This window comes from Pseudoalteromonas sp. MMG006, from assembly GCF_018101025.1.
Taxonomy (GTDB): Bacteria; Pseudomonadota; Gammaproteobacteria; order Enterobacterales; family Alteromonadaceae; genus Pseudoalteromonas.
The window spans coordinates 144,683-163,607 of the sequence record NZ_JAGJEJ010000007.1; the positions used below are offsets into that span (position 1 = coordinate 144,683).

Below are 18,925 nucleotides of genomic sequence, written 5' to 3' on the forward strand. Positions count from 1 at the left end.
AAAACCCAGTCTATTATTTTAATGCGGGTAAAATGCTTAAATATATGCCTTAAACGTCATAAAATGCACCGTTTATTCAATTTTAGCGCATAAACACTCAAAACTACTTTCAAGCGACCTAATCGTAATAGTAAAACTAATACTGAGCTAGAATGAAAAATATTACTTAAGTTATAATTTTCATCCACTTATAAAATTAACGATTAATTAACGCACAAATTTAAAACAACGATAAAACTCATAGCATTAGTTTTTTTAATCTGAAAATGCAAATTTTCTAGTTTGAATAAAAAAGCAATCTTACGTATTATTCTCCTATACCGAGCTGACGCACTAAATGAAAGATTTTTCGTTAAGTCGAGTTCTTAGTAATAGGATATTTTGTCGTATTACATTGTTTTACTCTTTTTGGATAAAACCAACATTAAGTAAAACGTAGTTCCCCTGGATTACTTCCTTCAACTTGTTGTTTGCCCGCATTATATGCGGGCTTTTTTTTGCCTAAATTTTAACTACTAGCCCAAGAAGGGTTAATTGTAATGAACGCAATTTTTCTCTAGCTAAGAACAAATGAATATCATTAGCTCAAATTGATTGATACGCAGCATAGCCACGCCAGTCTTAACGTTAAGTGAATTACAAACTGATTTTAATTTTTTGATTACATTTGCAACAAAGCGGGTGACAGTTGATTATATTTTATAAAAAATTTACAACTAGGCAGGAGTCAGCCCACTACATTTACTGCTGCAGGCTGCACTAATTTAGTCTTGTTTTGGGAGTAAACCAAAATGATGATAAGCATTGTCAGACACGATTCGCCCGCGCGGAGTACGCTGAATAAAGCCTTGTTGAATTAAAAAAGGCTCTATTACATCTTCAATGGTTTCTTTTTCTTCACCGATGGCAGCTGCTAAGTTATCAAGCCCAACGGGCCCGCCCATAAACTTTTCTATAATGGCGAGTAAGTATTTACGGTCCATGTAATCAAAGCCGCTTTTATCAACATCAATCATATCAAGCGCTTGCTCAGCAACATTTGCATTTACTGTTCCGTCTGACTTTACTTGTGTGTAGTCGCGTACGCGGCGAAGTAAACGGTTAGCAATACGTGGCGTACCACGAGAACGCTTTGCAATTTCAGTTGCGCCATCGTCGCACATTTCTAAATCGAGGTAATGTGCTGAACGCCCTACAATATGTGATAGGTCGGCTACAGAGTAAAACTCTAAGCGCTGCACAATGCCAAAGCGGTCTCTAAGCGGTGACGTTAGCGATCCTGCTCGCGTAGTCGCACCAATAAGCGTAAATGCAGGTAAATCTAATTTAATAGAACGCGCAGCTGGGCCTTCGCCTATCATAATATCAAGTTGGTAATCTTCCATTGCTGGGTAGAGTATTTCTTCAACTTGTGGGCTTAGCCTGTGTATTTCATCAATAAACAGTACATCGCCCTCTTCAAGGTTGGTAAGTAGCGCAGCTAAGTCGCCGGCTTTTTCAAGTACAGGGCCTGAGGTTGTTTTAATGCTTACGTTAAGTTCATTAGCAACAATGTTCGCAAGCGTTGTTTTACCTAAGCCTGGCGGGCCAAATATTAATAAATGATCGAGCGCCTCGCCTCGGCTACGAGCAGCTTCTATAAAAATTTCCATTTGCTGCTTAACATGTGGCTGACCTCGGTAGTCGGCTAACAGTTTTGGCCTTATTGCACGATCGATGGTGTCTTCGTTGGTTTTTTCAGTCGCGTCAATTAAGCGATCCGCTTCAATCATGGGTTACTCACAACATTGATTTTAAAGATTCTTTAATAAGAACCTCAGTGGACATATCTGGTTTACTAACCGATTTTACTGCTTTTTGCGCTTGTGGCAATTTATAACCAAGTGCAACCAATGCTGATACCGCATCATCGGCGGCATTATTAGCAATTGTGGCATCGCTCATAGGCTCAATAACAGCATTGTCGCTAAACGGTGTAAATAAGTCATTGCCCCAATCTTTTAATCGGTCTTTCATTTCAAGTACTAGGCGTTCAGCGGTTTTTTTACCTACACCAGGTAGCTTAACTAAAGACGTAGCGTCTTCGTTATTTACACAGCTCACAAATTGCTTAGCCGACATGCCCGATAATATAGCTAACCCAAGTTTAGGCCCAACTCCGTTAGCTTTTAATAGCTCTCTGAATAGTGCGCGTTCAGTTTTATTATTAAATCCAAATAATAACTGTGCATCTTCGCGTACTACAAAATGAGTATAAACTATGGCGTTTTCGCCAATATTTGGTAAGTCATAAAAGCAGGTCATTGGCATTTGAACTTCGTAACCTACACCGCTTACTTCTAATAAAATTTCGGGTGGTTGTTTTTCGACTAAAATGCCATTTAAGCGGCCAATCATAATTATTTCCTTAAACGTCCTCTAACGGTTTTGCTTGCGCTACCCGCTAGTTTAATTAAATTTTGTTCTGAGTGTGCATGGCAAATAGCAATAGCAAGTGCATCGGCTGCATCAGCCTGAGGCGTACCTGGTAATTTTAAAATATTTTTTACCATATGTTGTACTTGCGATTTATCGGCGCCGCCGTTACCCACCACGGCTTGTTTAATTTGCCTTGCTGAATATTCAAATACCGGTAAATCAGCCATAGAAGCGCCTACAATAGCGGCTCCTCGCGCTTGGCCTAGTTTTAAAGCCGAATCGGGATTGTGCGCCATAAATACTTTTTCGATGGCGAAAGTTTCTGGCGAAAATTGTTCGATTAATTGCGTGATCCCTTGGTAAATCATTTTAAGCCTGATAGGAAATGGATGATCGGCCAATTTTATGCAGCCACTGCCTAAGTATGTGAACTTAGCGCCCTGATGCGCCACAACACCATAACCGGTTAATCGTGAGCCAGGATCTATCCCTAAAATAATAGCCAAACAGGGCTCCATTATTGTTATTTTTTAATTATGCTAATAATGCCAGAGCACTGTATAAATTACCAGTAACAAGTAAAAACAAAAACGCCCACAAATTAAGTGGGCGTTTAATGATTCAAAGTATAGCTTACGCCAATGCGCGAACTAACCCTTGAGTATTTTGTTTAAGTTTACTGGCAATCATAAAGTAGCCAAGCGCGGCCACAAATACACCACCCGATACAGGCCCTATAAGCCAAATAGCGGGGTGTAATTTGCCTGCTAGGTCAAACATCTGCTGTTGCACAATTAAAAGCGCGACATCACTAAATAGTGCCGCAACAAAACCCGCTAAAGCACCCAATATTAAAAACTCATATAACGTCGCATTTTTAATTAAGCGCCCTTTAGCTCCCAGCGTTCGCAAAATTACAATTTCTTGCATACGCTCGCCTAAACTTGCCTGTACTTGCGATATAAGCACCAGCGCACCGCACAATACAACTATGGCAAGTACAAACCCAATAGCTAACGACACTTGCTGAATAGTTGTTTGAATTTGTTTAACAAAATTATCAACATCAATTGCGGTTATTGTTGGGTAAGTACGTAATAACTGGCTAAAGTCTCGTTTTTGCTCTGGCTCTATACGCACCGATGAAATATAAGTCGCCGGAAAATCTTTAAGTACGTCGGGGCTTAAGATTATAAAAAAGTTAGGTTTCAGGGTCGCCCAATTTACTTTACGAACGCTAGTAATTTTAGCGTCAAACGACTGTGCACCAATTAAAAATGTTAAAGTGTCGCCTATTTCAACGTCTAAACGTTCTAACATTGACTCCTCAACCGATGCTTCACCTACTACACCTTCACCAAACCACTGCCCTTTTATAATTTCGTTTTGAGCTGGGACATCTTTAAGCCACGTTAGGTTTAGCTCACGGCCAATGCCCGAGCGAGCTTCTTCGTCTTTTTTCTCGTTGTCTTGCAGCGATACTTTACGTGCAACCAACTCGCCATTTACTGCATTTACACGCCCACGAATGGTTGGATAAAAGTCTGATACCTGAATATCATTTTGCGCTAAATATTCATTTACTGGCTCAAGCTCATTTTGCGTAATATTCACTAAAAAGGCATTAGGCGCATCAGCTGGAAGCTGCGATTGCCAATCAGAAATCATGTCATTTTTAAGTACAATTAAGAACAACAACAATTTAATCGCTAACGAAAAGCTAATAAGCTGCACAGCATTTACGTTTGCACGCTTTTGAATAGACGCAATAGCCAAAGACCAGCTGTTACCTGGTTTTAATCCCAGTTTACGCCCACCACCAAATATAAGTTTAGAGAGTAAAAACAACACTCCAATAAGCGCTAAAGTAGACACAAACAAAATAAGGGTAATTTTTATATTGTTACTAAAAAGCCACATTAATAAAAACACCGTTAGCGCACTCATACCTAAATGCATTCGGCTTACTGCTAACTGATCACCTAAATTACGGCGCAGTACTCTAAGCGGCGGGATATCAAATAAATCAAATAACGGCTTAATAGAAAACATAACCGCACATATTACGCCTGTACTTATAGCGATTAACCAGGGTTTAAAGCCACCTAAAGGCAGCTCCATTCCCATACTTTTTGATAAATAGCTCGTTGCGATTTCTTGCAAGCCATAACCAATTAATAAACCAATAGACACCGCCATTACACACACTAAAAGCAAATGCAGCATGTATATTTTACGTATAGTTGAACGGCTTCCTCCTAGCGTTTTCATCATCGCTACGGGGTCGTACTGGCGCTCACAATACCGTTTTGCCGATACAGCAATCGCCACTGCAGCTAAAATAATACCCAACAAACCGGCTAGTAGTAAAAAACTCTCTGCACGGTTTAAGCTCTTAGAGATTGGCGATTGGCGGTCTTTAACACCGTACCACTGCTGGTTTTCAGCCATTTGTGGCTTTAACCATTCGTAAAAGCTATTTATGTCAGCCTCATCACCTGCATAAAGCTGGCGATAATAAACACGACTACCAGGCTGAATAACCTCTGTTTTTGACACGTCAGCAATATTTATTAGTACACGACGACTACTCGAAAACACATTAAATGGTGCATCTGGCTCTTCTACAATTACTTTTTCAACATTAAAAAGGGCTGCCCCTAGCTCTACTTGTGCGCCTATATCAATATTTAAGCTATAAAAAACTGACTCGCTTAACCATACATTGCCAGGTGCAGGCCCGCCCTGGGCAATAACGGTTTCACCCATCAAGCTGTTTTTAATTTTTAACTGCCCTTTTAACGGGTATTCGTTTGAAGCTGCTTTTACTGAGCTAAACTGCATTTCGTCGTTTGCAAAAAGCATGGTATCAAAATATACCATTTGTGCTGTTTGCAGGTTTTGCTCTTTTGCTTTGGTAATAAAAGCAGTATCGAGTGTATGAGCACTTGCAAGTACACGGTCGGCGGCTATAAACGCACTACTTTTTTGTGCAATACTTTGTGCGATGCGCTCAGTAACCATAGAAAGAGTAAGCACCGTTAATACAGCAAGCGCAATTGCTGCGCTTATAACAGTAAGCTCGCCACGTCTAAGCTCTCGCGCAAATAATTTAAGCGCTAACTTAGCCCACATTTGCAGTATCCTCAGCTTCACTTTTAACAAGTAATCCGGCTTCTATTTGAATAATATGTTCACACTTTTTCGCAAGTGCTTCATCGTGCGTTACTAAAATAAGCGTAGTGCCGTGCAGAGTGTTTAAATCAAATAAAAGTGATTCAATCATTTTGCCGTTTTTACTGTCTAAGTTAGCCGAAGGCTCATCAGCAAAAAGAATTTTTGGTGTGCCAATAAATGCTCGCGCAATTGCTACACGTTGCTGCTCACCACCAGATAGCTGCGACGGATAATGATCAACCCGATGGCTAAGCCCTACTTTTTCAAGTAACACAAGCGCTTGCTCTTTTGCATCGCTTTCGGCTGCAAGCTCTGCCGGCAACATAACGTTTTCAAGCGCGGTTAAACTCTGTACCAACATAAAAGATTGAAAAACAAAGCCCACTTTTTCCGCTCTAAGTGCTGCGCGCTGCTCTTCGTCTAAATTATGAAGCGGTGCACCGTCTAAAAATATTTCACCATTGCTTGCTGTATCAAGCCCTGCCAATAAACTAAGCAACGTAGATTTACCAGAACCCGACGTACCAACTACTGCAACTGACTCGCCATGCTTGACATTAAAGCTGATGTCGCTGAGGATGGGCAACTCACCTTCAAAGGTAGAGACCACTTTAGACAAACCATTTACCTGAATTATATTTAATTGAGAAAGCGCTGACATATGACTTATTCAATCCTTCGTTTTGTATTCATTTTATTTTTAGTTATCAAGCCACTGAGCGCAGCAGCCGACAACACGATTTTAATACTCGGTGACAGTTTAAGTGCAGCCTACGGACTCAAACAAGAACAAGGCTGGGTCAAATTGTTACAAGATAAATACGATGCAGAGCAAAGTAATATCGAATTAATAAATGCCAGTATTAGTGGCGAAACTTCCGGTGGTGCCCTGCGCCGCCTAGATGCACTGCTTGAGCAATACGAGCCTACTCATGTGCTTATAGAGCTTGGCGCTAACGATGGCTTACGTGGTTTTCCAGTTAATAAAATGCAAGCTAACTTAACTTCGCTTATCGAAAAAAGCCAAGCTGCTAATGCAATGACCGCCCTAATGGAAATTTACATTCCCCCAAATTACGGCCCACGCTACAGTAAAATGTTCACCGACAGTTTTACACAAATAAGTGAGAAGACAGATGCGCATTTAATGAACTTCTTCATGCTTAATGTTGCAGGTAAACCTGAACTAATGCAAAGCGATAGTTTACACCCTAACAAAAAAGCTCAGCCATTAATACGAGATGAGATGTATGGCTCGATCAAAAAGTGGTTAAATAAAGACTAGCCAATTATTACATTGCAAGAGCGCCTTTTTAGGCCTCTTGTGTAATAAACATCCAAACAAACAATCGCTTATTGATTTTTAAAAAAATACACGTACTATTGCATACAACGTCGGTATGTGGCGCAGCTTGGTAGCGCACTGTCATGGGGTGGCAGGGGTCGAGAGTTCGAATCTCTCCATACCGACCAATTAAATCCTTAGGGTAACTATTCCAAATTTCTCATATTTAATGCCGTAATAACTAATTTTCTCTCCAATAAAATGATATTTTAAACTGAAATCTCCCTTAGTTTGCATTTAAATACGAAAAAGCGCCTTTAGCGCTTTAAAAATTTATAACTTATCTGAATTCAGATTAATAAATTTAGTGCTTTCGCCCTACGCCGTTACGCACCATGTCTTTGCCATTATCAAAAACATCTTTAGTAACACTGCGAGCTAATAAAAGTTGCTGACGGTCGTCAAATACAGCGACAAAGTGGCTACCATCTTTATTGTTTGTAGCCATTCCTACGCCTGCAACACCTGTTAAACCCAAGCCGCCGTTTTCTACAGCGAGTAAAAAAACTTCAAGGTCTGCTAAGTTATCTATCATGTCGTGTTCGTTATTCATAAAAGCTCTTTGTTAGTCGTGCTTATTAAAGGGATAAGCATATAATTTAATATAGTCATATTTTATAGGGCACTTAAACAAACTTAAACCCTTTGCTTTGAATGCAGCGCCTATATATTTTAAAACATACTAAGTGCTAAATTTAAGTTACTTATTGCACAGCCAAATTCTTTTGCATTTACGCGATAATAGGTTGTATTTTCAGTACTACTAAAGCCAATTAAAAACTCATCTTGTTGGGCTACCGTGCTTTGCTCTTGGCTTAAGCACATTGCTTGTGTGAGTGAGCGTAATTTTGAGTCATACAAAATACCGCCAAAACGTTGCACTGGCAGCGGAGGAATTTTTATACTTGGCAGTGATTGATTCACAGTGCGCTCACTTAAGCTAAATTTATTATTTTTAATATCTATTACGCTACCAGCTGGCCAGTAAGAATAGTTGTAAATCGTTTTAGTACCTTGCGTTTTACCTTGAGTGTTTGTTGTTAAGTGCACCACTCCACCACTGCCTAATACGGTTATTAAATTACTCCCAGGTGATTTAATAGCCACCAAAGCGGTATTTTCATCAATACCAAAGCCTTGCTGTAATTGCTCATCACTTTTGGCTTTTGTGCTTGTTTTACTTAGCAGTGTTGCAAGCCTAAGCGTTCTGTTTTGCTCACTAAATTGGCTATCGAGCAGGCCATAATTAAAACTACCTAAGCCACCAGCTGTGGTATAAGTAAGCTGTTGCTGCTTAGTGGCTTTGTCACCTCGCAGCGCCCCAAGGCTTGAGCCGCCTGTAACAATTGCAGTATTTAAATTACTTTTAGCGGCTGCACTTTGTACTAAGCTGCCAGCCCCTTCACCTACAATTACAGGGCGAGATTGCAGTGCTTGTGTCCAAGGGTATGGGTTATTGTTTTGATCGAATAATACTTTACGAGTAAGGCTTACATCGCCATCGTTAAACATAACGCCTGTACTATTTTTTATAAGGCTAGTTAATGCGTGTACGCCACCTTTACACAGTGCCATTTCAATTTTTGTTTGCTCAGGGTAAACAACGTCTCGGTTATAAACGCCCATTTCGCTTTGCCTAAGTGCAGGTAGACTATTACAGCTATTTGTTGTAATTGCTTTGACTAACGCAGGGGTAAGCGCTAACCACTGAGTGTTGATATTTGTTGAATCAAAAAGAGCTGTAGAACGATTAGCTGTACTGTATGGGTCTTTGCTAGATGCTGTAACTACAAGCATGCTTGGATTGGGGTTATTTACTTTTAAGCTGCCCGATATAAACTGCAAAATATTGTTAGTACTGTTTTGAGCATTTAATGCGGTGTTAACCTGTACTTTGTCAGCTTTAAATTCCTCTAGCATATCAATCACAAAGTTATACTCTTGTTTTGATAAACTATTTAGCCCTTCGTTGTTTATATCGCGCCATTGCCATAATAAATCACTTTTTGAGAGTGGCTTAGTGCTTTTATTAAGCATTTTAGTTAATGACTGTACTGCAGCGCTTTTATTGTTTGTATTATTAGTTGGCCAATTTAAATTTATTTGTTTTATTTTAGCCTTCGTTACTTTAAACCAACTGTGTTGTTTGCCTTTAATTTGCTGACTATTTATGCAGTTTTTAGCGTTACTGCTGTTACACACATCCAATGTACTGCCTACTAAAATGAGTGTTTGGCTTTGCTCTTGCGCAACTGTATTTAATGATAAAAAAGCAGGGAGTAAAGTAAATAAAAGGCGTGTTCGCATATTTGATAAAAACAAAGTACGCATAAAATTCTCTATAGTGTTACTAGTAATATTTATTTAGTTTATCAGTATGCTAACGTTGGCTAAATACCTATTTAAAAGAAGAGTTCTAGTATTTTTGATTTTCATTTAGGTAATAAAAAACTAAGCAAGTTAAAACAATTAGTTTATTGACCAAATGCAATATTTAAAATAGCGTGGATTTTTTATTATGACGAAAGTGAAATATGGACTTTTCTAATGAGGAGCTAGATTTTCTATCTAGGGTATTTAAACCAATTGAAAAACTACGCCTCTGATGTATATGTATTACTTATGTTAAGGTAAGTACTCTTAAAACCATAAGGATATGACAATGCCAGGTGCTTTTGCCCATATAACGGCGGCTAATATTGCAACCGAAACGAATTCTCTCACAAACATCGATATTCCTAACAAAGCTAAGCTAATTTTGACTCAGCGCCAAGCCTATGTTGAGCTTGGCTGTGTAGCCCCCGACTACCCTTACTTAGCAATAGCGCAAGCCTCGCAAAATGCATGGGCCGATTTAATGCATTACGAGCGCACAGGCGATTTGATAAAAGTAATGGTTGAGTATTGTAAAACATTAAACGGCGAGGCATTTGAAAAGTGTTTTGCATGGCTGTGTGGTTATATGGCACATGTTGCAGCCGATATTACAATTCACCCCGTTGTTGAGTTAAAGGTAGGCCCGTATGAGCAAAATAAAACCGCGCACAGAACCTGCGAAATGAATCAAGATGCCTATATATGGCAACGCTTAAATTTAGGTGAAATTGGCTACGCCGATCGAATAAAACATAACATGGGGTCGTGTACTGACTCCTTGGGAAATTTTGATCCTGACATAATAAATATATGGCAGCATGCGCTAACAAGCATTCACCCCAATTATAATAACAAACATGCACCAAACTTTAATACATGGCATACAGGTTTTCAGACTGTGGTGAATAATGTAGAAGAAAGCTACCGCTTGTTTGCATTTGCAAAGCATGTTGCTGCCGATAAGGGCTTATTTTACCCCCGCCCTGATGAAATAGACCCAACTTATATTGAGCAATTAAATACGCCTAGAAATCTTATGCATTACGATGCTATTTTTGATTTTGCGGTAAAAAATATTCAGCATTACATAAGCATTATTACTAACGCTGTATTTTTAGATACCGACCTAAACGCTATTAAAAATTGGAATCTAGACACAGGTTACGACGATCAAAATAACTTAACCGCATGGAATTAATAATATGAAACACTCACTTTTAGCCACATTATTAATTTTGGCAATGGGATGCACGACTTCATCGCAAAACAAAAGCCCTGAGCTAATGAGCGACCTCGCCTCACAATTAAAAGATATAGCTACTGCGGTGGATGGCACATTAAAATTTAGTGATACAAAATTTGAGTCAACCGATGCCCTGTTAATGGCCGCTATAAATAACGATTTAAGCAAGCTTGCACCTTTTGACACATATACACTTATTGTTGACGTTCAAAAAAATAATGCGGTATTACTTTTGTGTGATAAAAACTCAGCCTTAATTGAAGATGTAGGCTGTACAGCGCAATCAGACATACAGCATTGGCAGGCTAAAAAAGCACAAAGATGCGAGGTTACTGCAAATGCTCAAAAGCTTTGTAACTGAGCATTTAAATAACCTGAACTCTGGTTAAGAGATTTACTAACGTATTTTATCATGATGATATTTGAGTTTATTTTCTCTAGGCAGAGAGTTTCAGTGAAAACAAGGCGAATTTACAGGTCAATAGCTAGTCTATTTATTTTCAGTAAATTCAACACAGTTAGCGCTTAAAATAGCTGCGAGAGATAGATTTATTATCCAGAGCTCAGGTTAAATACTAAACACCATTTAATAAAATTTATATTAAATGGTGTTTGACTCTTTAGGCCTAGCATGGCTGAACATTAACCCTTCGCGATTAATATGCGTCTCTAATTTTTTAGCCGGCATTGGTTTGGCAAAGTAAAAACCCTGAAATTCTTTACATCCCATTTGTGCCATTATGGCGACTTGCTCTGATGTTTCTATGCCCTCAGCGACACATTTAATATCTAGCTCTTCACACATAACGTGCACCGCTTTTACTAAGCTCTTTTGCCTTGAAGAGGTAGTTACTTGGCTAATTAAAGAACGGTCTAGTTTTAACTTATTTATTGGGTACTCCGCAAGACGCGCTATATTAGAATAACCAACACCAAAATCATCCACCGAAATAATAAAACCCCACGACTGCAGTGTATTCATTAGCTCTAATGAGTGCGCCTGATTTGCCTCTAATGATGTTTCGGTCAGCTCTAACTCTATTTGGTGGGGCTTTATATTAAAATCAGCTAAGTATTTCACTAGCTTCGACATGAAGTCGGCTTGGCTAAAATCAAGCAGTGAAATATTAATTGCCACTGGTACAGTGGGTAACCCTTTTTGACTCCAATCGGCTATTTGCGAACATACTTTTTGAATAATTAGATCAGTTAATCGGCTAACCATTGCGTACTCTTCAGCGATAGGAATAAACACACTTGGCGATACAACACCAAGTATAGGGCTATCCCAACGAGCAAGTGCCTCTAAGCCGATACACTCGCCACTTGCAGTTACTTTAGGCTGATAATGTACATTCAAGTCGCCTTGTAAAAGTGCTTCGTCGAGGAGCATTGATATTTCATATTTTTCTAAAAAAGCCTGTGAAAGCTTTTCATCATAGCCACTTAAAGGCTCGCTTTTATTAGCGTGTTTAAGTGCACTACTTGCATTAGTAAGTACCTCAGCACTGTTTTGCCCATGCTGCGGGTAACATGCATAACCAAACATAAAATTTTGTTGGCAGCGCTCATTGTTAATTTTGTATGTTTCGTCGAGCGTATGCTTAATACTTGGTAAAATTTTAGCTTTTAACTCTTCATGTGATTGAGTACCAATAATAAGAGCAAGCTTACCTGCGCCAATATGTGCACACAAAAAAGGCCCCTCTGGCATTATTTTTAAACGTTTGTATGCATTAATTAAAAGTGCCTGAGAGTCTTGCTGCGCAAGTTTTAATTTTAAATATTCACTATTAGCTGTTTGCGTAACAACAATATAAAAGCCGCGTTGATATTTAGTAATTAAGCGATCACATTGCATTTCGAACCAATGTTTATTAGGGAGCTTTGTTTGTGGGTTGCGGTATTTTAGCCGTTTGTTTTCTTGCTCCATATTGGCTAAATTTTGCTTAATTATTTGCTCTTGAGTACAGTCATAAAATTCATACACCCGATAATTTTTATTCATGGCTAGTGAGTAATTAGCCCTTAAAAATCGTCTTTTATGCTGTAGAACCTGACTCATATTATTTGTTTTAAGGTTTAGCTCAGGAACTAACGACGTTATATTAATGCCCTTACTTATCTGCTTTTTATTGACAGCAAACAAATTGTCGGCGCACCTATTGGCATCGGTAATATTAAAATGTTCATCAACAATAATTTTAGCTTTATCTGACTCGGTAAAAAATGTTTTGTATAACTCGTTTTTATCTATTAATAGTGAGTTGGCCACACTCATCGACTTATTTAATCGCTTTGCAGCGACGATTGTCCTGGCCACTGCTAACGGAATACAGATATTAAAAAATAAGAATATAAGCCCGGTTATATACAAATTTGCGCTTGGGAGCTGCTGAGCTATACCCGTAACACTTGATAGGTCTATATTATTAATAATCATATAAAACGGGACTGTATTTAGTACGGCGTAAACTATGGCCGTTCGGTTACCAATTAGCATCAGTGCAATTATGGGACAGGAATACATAAACATAGAGCCCACCTTAGCAAGCTCCAGATCGGTTAAAAATAAGTTCATACAAAGACTGGAAATTACAATCGCAGCTAACAAAGCATGCGCACTTTGCTTATAAAAACGCTTGCTGGCTAAGACTAAACCGGCAGAAATAGTTAAAAAGCTAAAGGTAAGTACTACTATGTGAAGTAGGTCAAGCTCTACAGCCGTTGTGAATGTATGCCACGCAACACCAAAGCATAACAACATTACTAAGGTAGAAATAATACGCAATGCGCTAACCCGCCAATGAGTAACCTCATTGTCATGGGTATAGTGATCAGACAGCAAAAAGTACTTATTAAGAAAATGCATAATTAATAAAAAGTAAAAGCTCAATAGTTAATTAAACATTTTAAAATCGTTAAAATCAAACAAATACGATGCATTACTAACTTTAAGTTCGATTAATTAGAAAATGCATTATTTTTTACTTTTCGGGTATTTTTACAGTTGTGCTCTTTTAAAGCATATCCGCTGCATCCTAAAAACTCACCATGCTTTGACTGAAGTAAGCGCATTTCGCGTCCACATTGTTCACAAATAGGTTGGCGTGCTTGGCACTCATGGTTTGTACATTGCCAATGTGTAGCTTTATCAACCGATGGACTTTTACAGCTTTTACATACTCTAAAGTTGGTCTTACACAGCTGAGTATTAGTGCAGTTAAAGTCGTCGCCGTATTTACCCGATTTAGGTGTAACTAATCCATCACTTCACGTTACACATTGTCTTTGCTGCAATTGCGATTTTTTGAAAAGATCAGATGCTATATGAATGGGGTAGTCGTCGTTAATAAGCTCTTTAATAAACGCTGAGCAAGCGTAAGGATCAGCAATTAAGTAACTTTTATGCTTTGCGCGCGTAATACCTACATATAATAATCGGCGCTCTTGTGAATGAGTAAAGCTATCTTGCTTTGGTAATAACGACTCCACCAGCAAATTATCTTGGTTATCACTTGGAAACCCTAACTTACCTTGCTCAAAACCAATAATAATACAGTAGTCGGCCTCGAGTCCCTTTGCGCTGTGCAGCGTCCAAAAATAAAGTGGGTTAGTGTGTTTTTTACCTTTTAAATGCTGTTGAACACCGTTTAGCATGTATCGATATCGGCTAAGTATGGCAATACTGGCTGAGGCGTCATTTTTTTCAATGGTACTTATTGTTTGCTGAACCTTTATCTCGATTGATTTAGTTCCTTGGTATAAATCGTCGAGTAAAATTACTTGCGGTGCAGTTACCTGAGTATGGGTAATAATATGTTTTTTATATTGCTCAGGGTTTTGCATTACAAAGCGCCCTGCCACATCACTTATGCTGTTGTTATACCTAAATGTTTTTTGTAGTATCGTTAGTGAATGGCTACCTACAAGCTCGTTAAATTGTGTGGTTAGCGCTAAATTACCACCCGAGAACCTATAAATAGCCTGCCAGTCATCACCCACAGCTGTAAAGCGTATCCCATTGCCGTGTTTAATAATTGCATTTAAAAACGCCATCCGCGCGCTTGATATATCCTGAAACTCATCAACTAAAATATGGCTCCATGAAACATTAAAATCCCCATTTTTTACAGCCTTAGTTGCTTGAATAATCATATCGTCAAAATCAATACTATTGTGAGTGCTTAGTTCATTTACATACGCATCGTGAATTTGCATTAAAAAGGCCGCATATTGCTTATAGTTTTTAATACCGCTTTGCTTTATTCGCTGCTCTATTTGCTGGTGAGATAATTGCTCTACTCTAATGGCTTGCAAACATTTTATGTATTTATCAACCCCTTGTTGTAATTGCCCAGAGTTATTTAAGGTATGAAATATTTTGTCACTACTCAAAGGCACAAGCTCAACATTATGGTGCTTTAGTTGTTTAGCTAAGGTTTGTTCAAGCTTTCCCTCAAGCCAGTTATAGTGAAAGGTTTCAAGTAACGTAGTACCATTTTGCTTATGTAGTTTACGTTTAAACGCTATTTGCTCAATATAGTATTTTTTATCTATGTCGGCACGCGTATTACCACGTCTATCAATTTCAAAATGATCTAAATATAAATTGTATTGCGAAATGTAAAAACTTGGTTGGTACTTGCTTTGCAGCTGCAAAGTATTATTAGGCTGGTAAGTCGCTTCATACCTATGCGGTACAGAGTGTAAATGCAACCAATTAGAAATTAACAGTTCTTGGTAACCTTTAACTTTATGACCCGCTAAGCTGCTATATTCATTGCCGCGCACGTATCGCTCATACTCTGCATTATTATTAAAGCTAAATATATCTATAGGCTCGTGAAGCAAATCTACAAATGTTTTTAAAAATTTAGGGTCTGCTTGTAGTTTTTTGCTCACCCACTGGGTAAGCCAACCATTTAATAATATTGGATCGGTTGCAAATTTTGACAGTTCAACCGATTTTTTTGCACTTTGTAATAACTTTAGACCCAAACCATGAAACGTTAAGATTGTCGGTGTTTTACAGGGTAATTTTGCCTGTACCGCGCGTTTAATAAAGCGCTCTTTAAGCTCGTTAGCAGCGCTTTTGTTGTACGCTAACACTAAAATTTGCTCAGGTTTTGCAATGTCACTGGTTATTAAATTTAATGCTTTTGCCACCATGACAGATGTTTTACCTGTACCCGCAGCGGCTAACACTAGGTTTTTATCGTTATCGCGTATTACCGCTAAACGCTGCTCTGTAGTGAGTGGATTAGATTCTATTTTATTAAAAAAATCATTTCTAAGAGTCAGTTGTTTTTGCTCATATTTTTGGCGCAGTAATGCCACTGCTTGAGCATTATTAGGCGTGCTACTAAGTATATTTAAAAATTTAATACTGGCGGGTGATAAATGCTCAAGCCATGTATTTTTATTTTTATTGTAATGACCACATAGCATAAATACATTGTTTGTGAGTGTATTTAGGGAACTATCACGTAAAAATTCATCTAAAGCATAACGCTTTAATACTGCTTTAGCGTTGTTAACCTTTTGCTCTAGCAACTGCGAAAACTGGTCGTTAATTGCGCAACTTAAGGCGTGAGCTTGCGCTTTATTTAAAAAGCTAATGGATGTGTTGCGATCGTCGCTTAGGGTTATTTTAGCACTAAACACGCGGTTATTTAGTGCGGCAAAATTATAGAAGTCTTTAATTAAAAAACGCTGTGTTTGCGCATTTTTAAAGTGCACTACAAGCTCTGTTTGCTCAATGCTTACGTGTTTAATGCGGGTAAAAAAACGGCCTAGCCAACTTGGAGTAGCAATATACTGCGCCATAATACTTCAATATCAAAACATGCTTTGGTTTAATTGTAACATATTCTTTTGATTGCATTTAGCGTTGTAAACTTGGCTTTAATACGTTAATAAAACGCTAAGATTCTATTTAGATCTATTATTTAAATTTTTTATTACACCCGTTAACAAATTTAAACATTTATAGATAGTTAGATATGCAACAATACAAACTCACAATTAAATTACAGCTAATTAACCTATTGTTACGTTTAAAGCTAATACTATTAAAGGAGCTAATTATGTTTAAAAAATGCGTTATGTCTGCAGCACTCATTTTAGCTTTATGTGCCTGTAATTCAGAAACTGAATCACACCTAGTAGAAACAAAAGAACTTTGGGCTGGATTTAACTTGGTGTCTGATGGCAGTAAAACGCGTATTAATGCCGAGCTAAACGTTAATGATATTACTGGCTCTAACGTTACATTAAGTGACTCTGATACGCTACAAGCCGCTTTCAATAGTAGCGTTGTAACACTTAAAAAAGATACCGAATTTTTAGATGATGACTACCAAGCTTATATAAACACAACTGACGATAATCAACTATTTAATATAATATTTGGGCGTAGTAATGGCATAAGTGCAAGCTCAAACGTAGAACTTCCACTAAACTTTATTATTTTAACGCCAAGTAATGAGCAACTATTTAAGATTGATAGTACGTTAACTTTACAGCTTGATGGAACAGATCCTAATAGTACAAGCTATGTAGAGCTAACTAGTCGCTGTATAACGTTAAGCAACGACTCGCTTATTCAATCTGGCACCTTAGAGCTTTCTTCGTCACACCTTGAAATCCCCCTTGAAAATCTTGATATGTTTAAAAACATACAGATAGATAAAAGTAAGTCATGTAATTTAACGCTTAGCGTAATACGAGAGCGCTTTGGTAATATTGCTGATGAGTTTACAGATCAAAGCTACATTAAAGCCCAGCAGTCTCGTGCTATTAAAAACATGACTTTAACGTTTTAATTTGCACGCTATTTTACTCAGCGTTAAGCTATGCCTTTATTAAGTAATTTTACTCATTGCACTGCCCTTTTTTATAAAAAGCAAATGCATTAGTACTACATAAAGGTTAATTATGACTCATAGCACTTACCCTATTGGCACACCTGGCATTAAATGGAATAACAACGATAAAGACCAGTGGTTAAAAAGCCAAAGCATTAAACGCAGCTACCAAAATGACGTTGTGTCTTTAATTAACGAGCTAAAAAGTTTATTAACAGTTGAGCAATACGGCGAGCTTAATTACGCTGCGGGTACCTACCCTTTATATGTGCTAAAAACACCTCAGTTAGATAAAAACAAACCGACTATTTTAATCACTGGTGGTGTGCACGGCTACGAAACCAGTGGCGTACATGGCGCACTTAGGTTTGCTAAAACCACTGCTTTAAATTATACAGATCACTTTAACATTGTTATTGCCCCATGTATTAGCCCTTGGGGATACGAAACAATTAACCGCTGGAACCCTGCGGCCATTGATCCTAACCGCTCGTTTTATGAAAATAGCCCAGCGCCAGAATCGGCTGCGATTATGGCGTATGTTAAGTCTCTTGATTTAGAGCTTACAGCGCATATTGACCTTCATGAAACTACTGACAGTGATAACAGCGAATTTAGACCTGCACTTGCAGCACGAGAAGGCACTACAAACACTAATTGGAACATACCTGATGGTTTTTATTTAGTGGCCGACGCCAATAAACCTGAGCCTGAATTTCAAAAAATAATTATCGAAGAGGTAGCAAAGGTTACTCATATCGCGCCAAGCGATGAAAATAATCAGCTTATTGGCGTACCCCAAGAGCAATTTGGCGTTATTAACTATGCGGCTCGCGATTTAGGTTTATGTATGGGCTTTACAGACGCCCCCTATGTAACTACAACAGAGGTATACCCAGATAGCCCAACTGCAACAGATGAAGAATGTATATTAGCGCAGGTAGCGGTTATTAAAAGCGCACTTAACTTTATTAAAACACTTTAATAAGTTAGCAGCTGCTTGTACCGTTTTGGCTGCTAAACTAAATTTAAATAAAAAGCTAATTTAGGAAGTATTAATGGAATATAAAAATAAAAATGGACACGTTAATTTATCGCTTGAAGATAATATAGTTATTGCGCAATTCAGCGGAAATCTAGAACTTGAGCTTCTAAGTAATTTTAAAGCTGCACTTTTTGAAACTATTCAATCATTTAAAGGCGAACAATGGGGTTATATAAGTGACTCCTCAAACGTTATTGCTGCAACCCCACAGGCCGAACAAGAAATGGTAGCAATCAGCCATAGCATGCAGCAAAACAACTGTTTAATTAGCGCGTTTGTGCTTACATCACCTATTGCTATAAGCCAAATGCAACGAATAATGCAAAACGCCAAAAGAGATGTTTCGTTTAAAGATTGTCTTTTTGATAATCTAGAGTCGGCAAAGCAATTTATCTTAAATGAATTAAACCATGACTTGAGCTAAGTAAGGCTCAAGTCACTGTTTATATGCT

At 38.2% G+C, this 18,925-nt stretch carries 15 protein-coding genes and 1 tRNA gene; 7 read left to right on the forward strand and 9 right to left on the reverse strand.

The window, feature by feature from the left end:
- Positions 1-764 precede the first annotated feature (764 nt).
- The 5 genes from ruvB to J8L73_RS09510 all read right to left on the reverse strand — a co-directional run bounded on the left by ruvB (position 765) and on the right by J8L73_RS09510 (position 6,256).
- Positions 765-1,772, reverse strand: coding sequence for a Holliday junction branch migration DNA helicase RuvB (ruvB, locus tag J8L73_RS09490; protein ID WP_104642877.1), 1,008 nt, complete (start codon positions 1,770-1,772; stop codon positions 765-767).
- A gap of 7 nt (positions 1,773-1,779) precedes the next feature.
- Positions 1,780-2,397 (reverse strand): Holliday junction branch migration protein RuvA, encoded by a 618-nt coding sequence (ruvA, locus tag J8L73_RS09495; protein WP_211000459.1) that lies wholly within the window; start codon positions 2,395-2,397, stop codon positions 1,780-1,782.
- 2 nt (positions 2,398-2,399) lie between these two features.
- On the reverse strand, positions 2,400-2,924 hold the full coding sequence (gene ruvC, locus J8L73_RS09500) for a crossover junction endodeoxyribonuclease RuvC (protein WP_058549799.1): 525 nt from the start codon (positions 2,922-2,924) through the stop codon (positions 2,400-2,402).
- A 127-nt stretch (positions 2,925-3,051) separates the two neighbouring features.
- A complete protein-coding gene (locus J8L73_RS09505; protein ID WP_211016538.1) occupies positions 3,052-5,553 on the reverse strand; it encodes an FtsX-like permease family protein in 2,502 nt (833 codons plus the stop codon).
- A complete protein-coding gene (locus tag J8L73_RS09510; RefSeq protein ID WP_211016540.1) occupies positions 5,543-6,256 on the reverse strand; it encodes an ABC transporter ATP-binding protein in 714 nt (237 codons plus the stop codon). Before J8L73_RS09510 ends, J8L73_RS09505 begins: the two co-directional genes overlap by 11 nt.
- On the opposite strand from J8L73_RS09510, the gene J8L73_RS09515 reads away from it, so the two are divergent.
- Entirely contained in the window at positions 6,257-6,880 is a 624-nt protein-coding gene (locus J8L73_RS09515) for an arylesterase (protein ID WP_211000456.1), read from the forward strand.
- A 111-nt stretch (positions 6,881-6,991) separates the two neighbouring features.
- Positions 6,992-7,068, forward strand: a tRNA-Pro gene (locus tag J8L73_RS09520).
- 176 nt (positions 7,069-7,244) lie between these two features.
- Here the strand turns inward: J8L73_RS09520 and J8L73_RS09525 are convergent.
- Together J8L73_RS09525 and J8L73_RS09530 are read right to left on the reverse strand one after the other, a co-directional pair.
- A complete protein-coding gene (locus J8L73_RS09525) occupies positions 7,245-7,493 on the reverse strand; it encodes a hypothetical protein (RefSeq protein ID WP_211000449.1) in 249 nt (82 codons plus the stop codon).
- Between the two features lie 119 nt (positions 7,494-7,612).
- Complete coding sequence (locus J8L73_RS09530) at positions 7,613-9,271, reverse strand: cyanophycinase (protein WP_211016542.1); 1,659 nt, start codon at positions 9,269-9,271, stop codon at positions 7,613-7,615.
- A gap of 331 nt (positions 9,272-9,602) precedes the next feature.
- Between J8L73_RS09530 and J8L73_RS09535 the strand changes: the two genes are divergently transcribed.
- Positions 9,603-10,514: a zinc dependent phospholipase C family protein gene (locus tag J8L73_RS09535; protein WP_211016544.1), complete on the forward strand. Its 912-nt coding sequence runs from the start codon at positions 9,603-9,605 to the stop codon at positions 10,512-10,514.
- Positions 10,515-10,518: 4 nt separating this feature from the next.
- Positions 10,519-10,920 carry a hypothetical protein gene (locus J8L73_RS09540; RefSeq protein ID WP_211016545.1) on the forward strand — a complete coding sequence of 134 codons (402 nt, stop codon included), beginning with the start codon at positions 10,519-10,521 and terminating at the stop codon, positions 10,918-10,920.
- A gap of 240 nt (positions 10,921-11,160) precedes the next feature.
- Here J8L73_RS09540 and J8L73_RS09545 read toward each other — a convergent pair whose 3' ends face one another.
- Positions 11,161-13,431 (reverse strand): GGDEF domain-containing phosphodiesterase, encoded by a 2,271-nt coding sequence (locus J8L73_RS09545; RefSeq protein ID WP_211016547.1) that lies wholly within the window; start codon positions 13,429-13,431, stop codon positions 11,161-11,163.
- A 401-nt stretch (positions 13,432-13,832) separates the two neighbouring features.
- The gene (locus J8L73_RS09550) at positions 13,833-16,388 is read right to left on the reverse strand and encodes a UvrD-helicase domain-containing protein (protein ID WP_247659612.1); all 2,556 of its coding nucleotides are present in this window, start codon (positions 16,386-16,388) and stop codon (positions 13,833-13,835) included.
- Positions 16,389-16,648: 260 nt separating this feature from the next.
- Between J8L73_RS09550 and J8L73_RS09555 the strand changes: the two genes are divergently transcribed.
- The 3 genes from J8L73_RS09555 to J8L73_RS09565 all read left to right on the forward strand — a co-directional run bounded on the left by J8L73_RS09555 (position 16,649) and on the right by J8L73_RS09565 (position 18,897).
- Positions 16,649-17,386, forward strand: coding sequence for a hypothetical protein (locus J8L73_RS09555; protein ID WP_211016557.1), 738 nt, complete (start codon positions 16,649-16,651; stop codon positions 17,384-17,386).
- Between the two features lie 112 nt (positions 17,387-17,498).
- On the forward strand, positions 17,499-18,413 hold the full coding sequence (locus tag J8L73_RS09560) for a M14 family metallocarboxypeptidase (protein WP_211016558.1): 915 nt from the start codon (positions 17,499-17,501) through the stop codon (positions 18,411-18,413).
- A 73-nt stretch (positions 18,414-18,486) separates the two neighbouring features.
- On the forward strand, positions 18,487-18,897 hold the full coding sequence (locus tag J8L73_RS09565; protein WP_211000440.1) for a hypothetical protein: 411 nt from the start codon (positions 18,487-18,489) through the stop codon (positions 18,895-18,897).
- Positions 18,898-18,925 lie beyond the last annotated feature (28 nt).

Bases quoted from the DNA above. Each gene is read 5' to 3' on its own strand.
- ruvB (WP_104642877.1), bottom strand. From the start codon at position 1,772: ATGATTGAAGCGGATCGCTTAATTGACGCGACTGAAAAAACCAACGAA.
- ruvA (WP_211000459.1), bottom strand. From the start codon at position 2,397: ATGATTGGCCGCTTAAATGGCATTTTAGTCGAAAAACAACCACCCGAA.
- J8L73_RS09505 (WP_211016538.1), bottom strand. From the start codon at position 5,553: ATGTGGGCTAAGTTAGCGCTTAAATTATTTGCGCGAGAGCTTAGACGT.
- J8L73_RS09510 (WP_211016540.1), bottom strand. From the start codon at position 6,256: ATGTCAGCGCTTTCTCAATTAAATATAATTCAGGTAAATGGTTTGTCT.
- J8L73_RS09515 (WP_211000456.1), top strand. From the start codon at position 6,257: ATGACTTATTCAATCCTTCGTTTTGTATTCATTTTATTTTTAGTTATC.
- J8L73_RS09525 (WP_211000449.1), bottom strand. From the start codon at position 7,493: ATGAATAACGAACACGACATGATAGATAACTTAGCAGACCTTGAAGTT.
- J8L73_RS09530 (WP_211016542.1), bottom strand. From the start codon at position 9,271: ATGCGTACTTTGTTTTTATCAAATATGCGAACACGCCTTTTATTTACT.
- J8L73_RS09535 (WP_211016544.1), top strand. From the start codon at position 9,603: ATGCCAGGTGCTTTTGCCCATATAACGGCGGCTAATATTGCAACCGAA.
- J8L73_RS09540 (WP_211016545.1), top strand. From the start codon at position 10,519: ATGAAACACTCACTTTTAGCCACATTATTAATTTTGGCAATGGGATGC.
- J8L73_RS09545 (WP_211016547.1), bottom strand. From the start codon at position 13,431: ATGCATTTTCTTAATAAGTACTTTTTGCTGTCTGATCACTATACCCAT.
- J8L73_RS09550 (WP_247659612.1), bottom strand. From the start codon at position 16,388: ATGGCGCAGTATATTGCTACTCCAAGTTGGCTAGGCCGTTTTTTTACC.
- J8L73_RS09555 (WP_211016557.1), top strand. From the start codon at position 16,649: ATGTTTAAAAAATGCGTTATGTCTGCAGCACTCATTTTAGCTTTATGT.
- J8L73_RS09560 (WP_211016558.1), top strand. From the start codon at position 17,499: ATGACTCATAGCACTTACCCTATTGGCACACCTGGCATTAAATGGAAT.
- J8L73_RS09565 (WP_211000440.1), top strand. From the start codon at position 18,487: ATGGAATATAAAAATAAAAATGGACACGTTAATTTATCGCTTGAAGAT.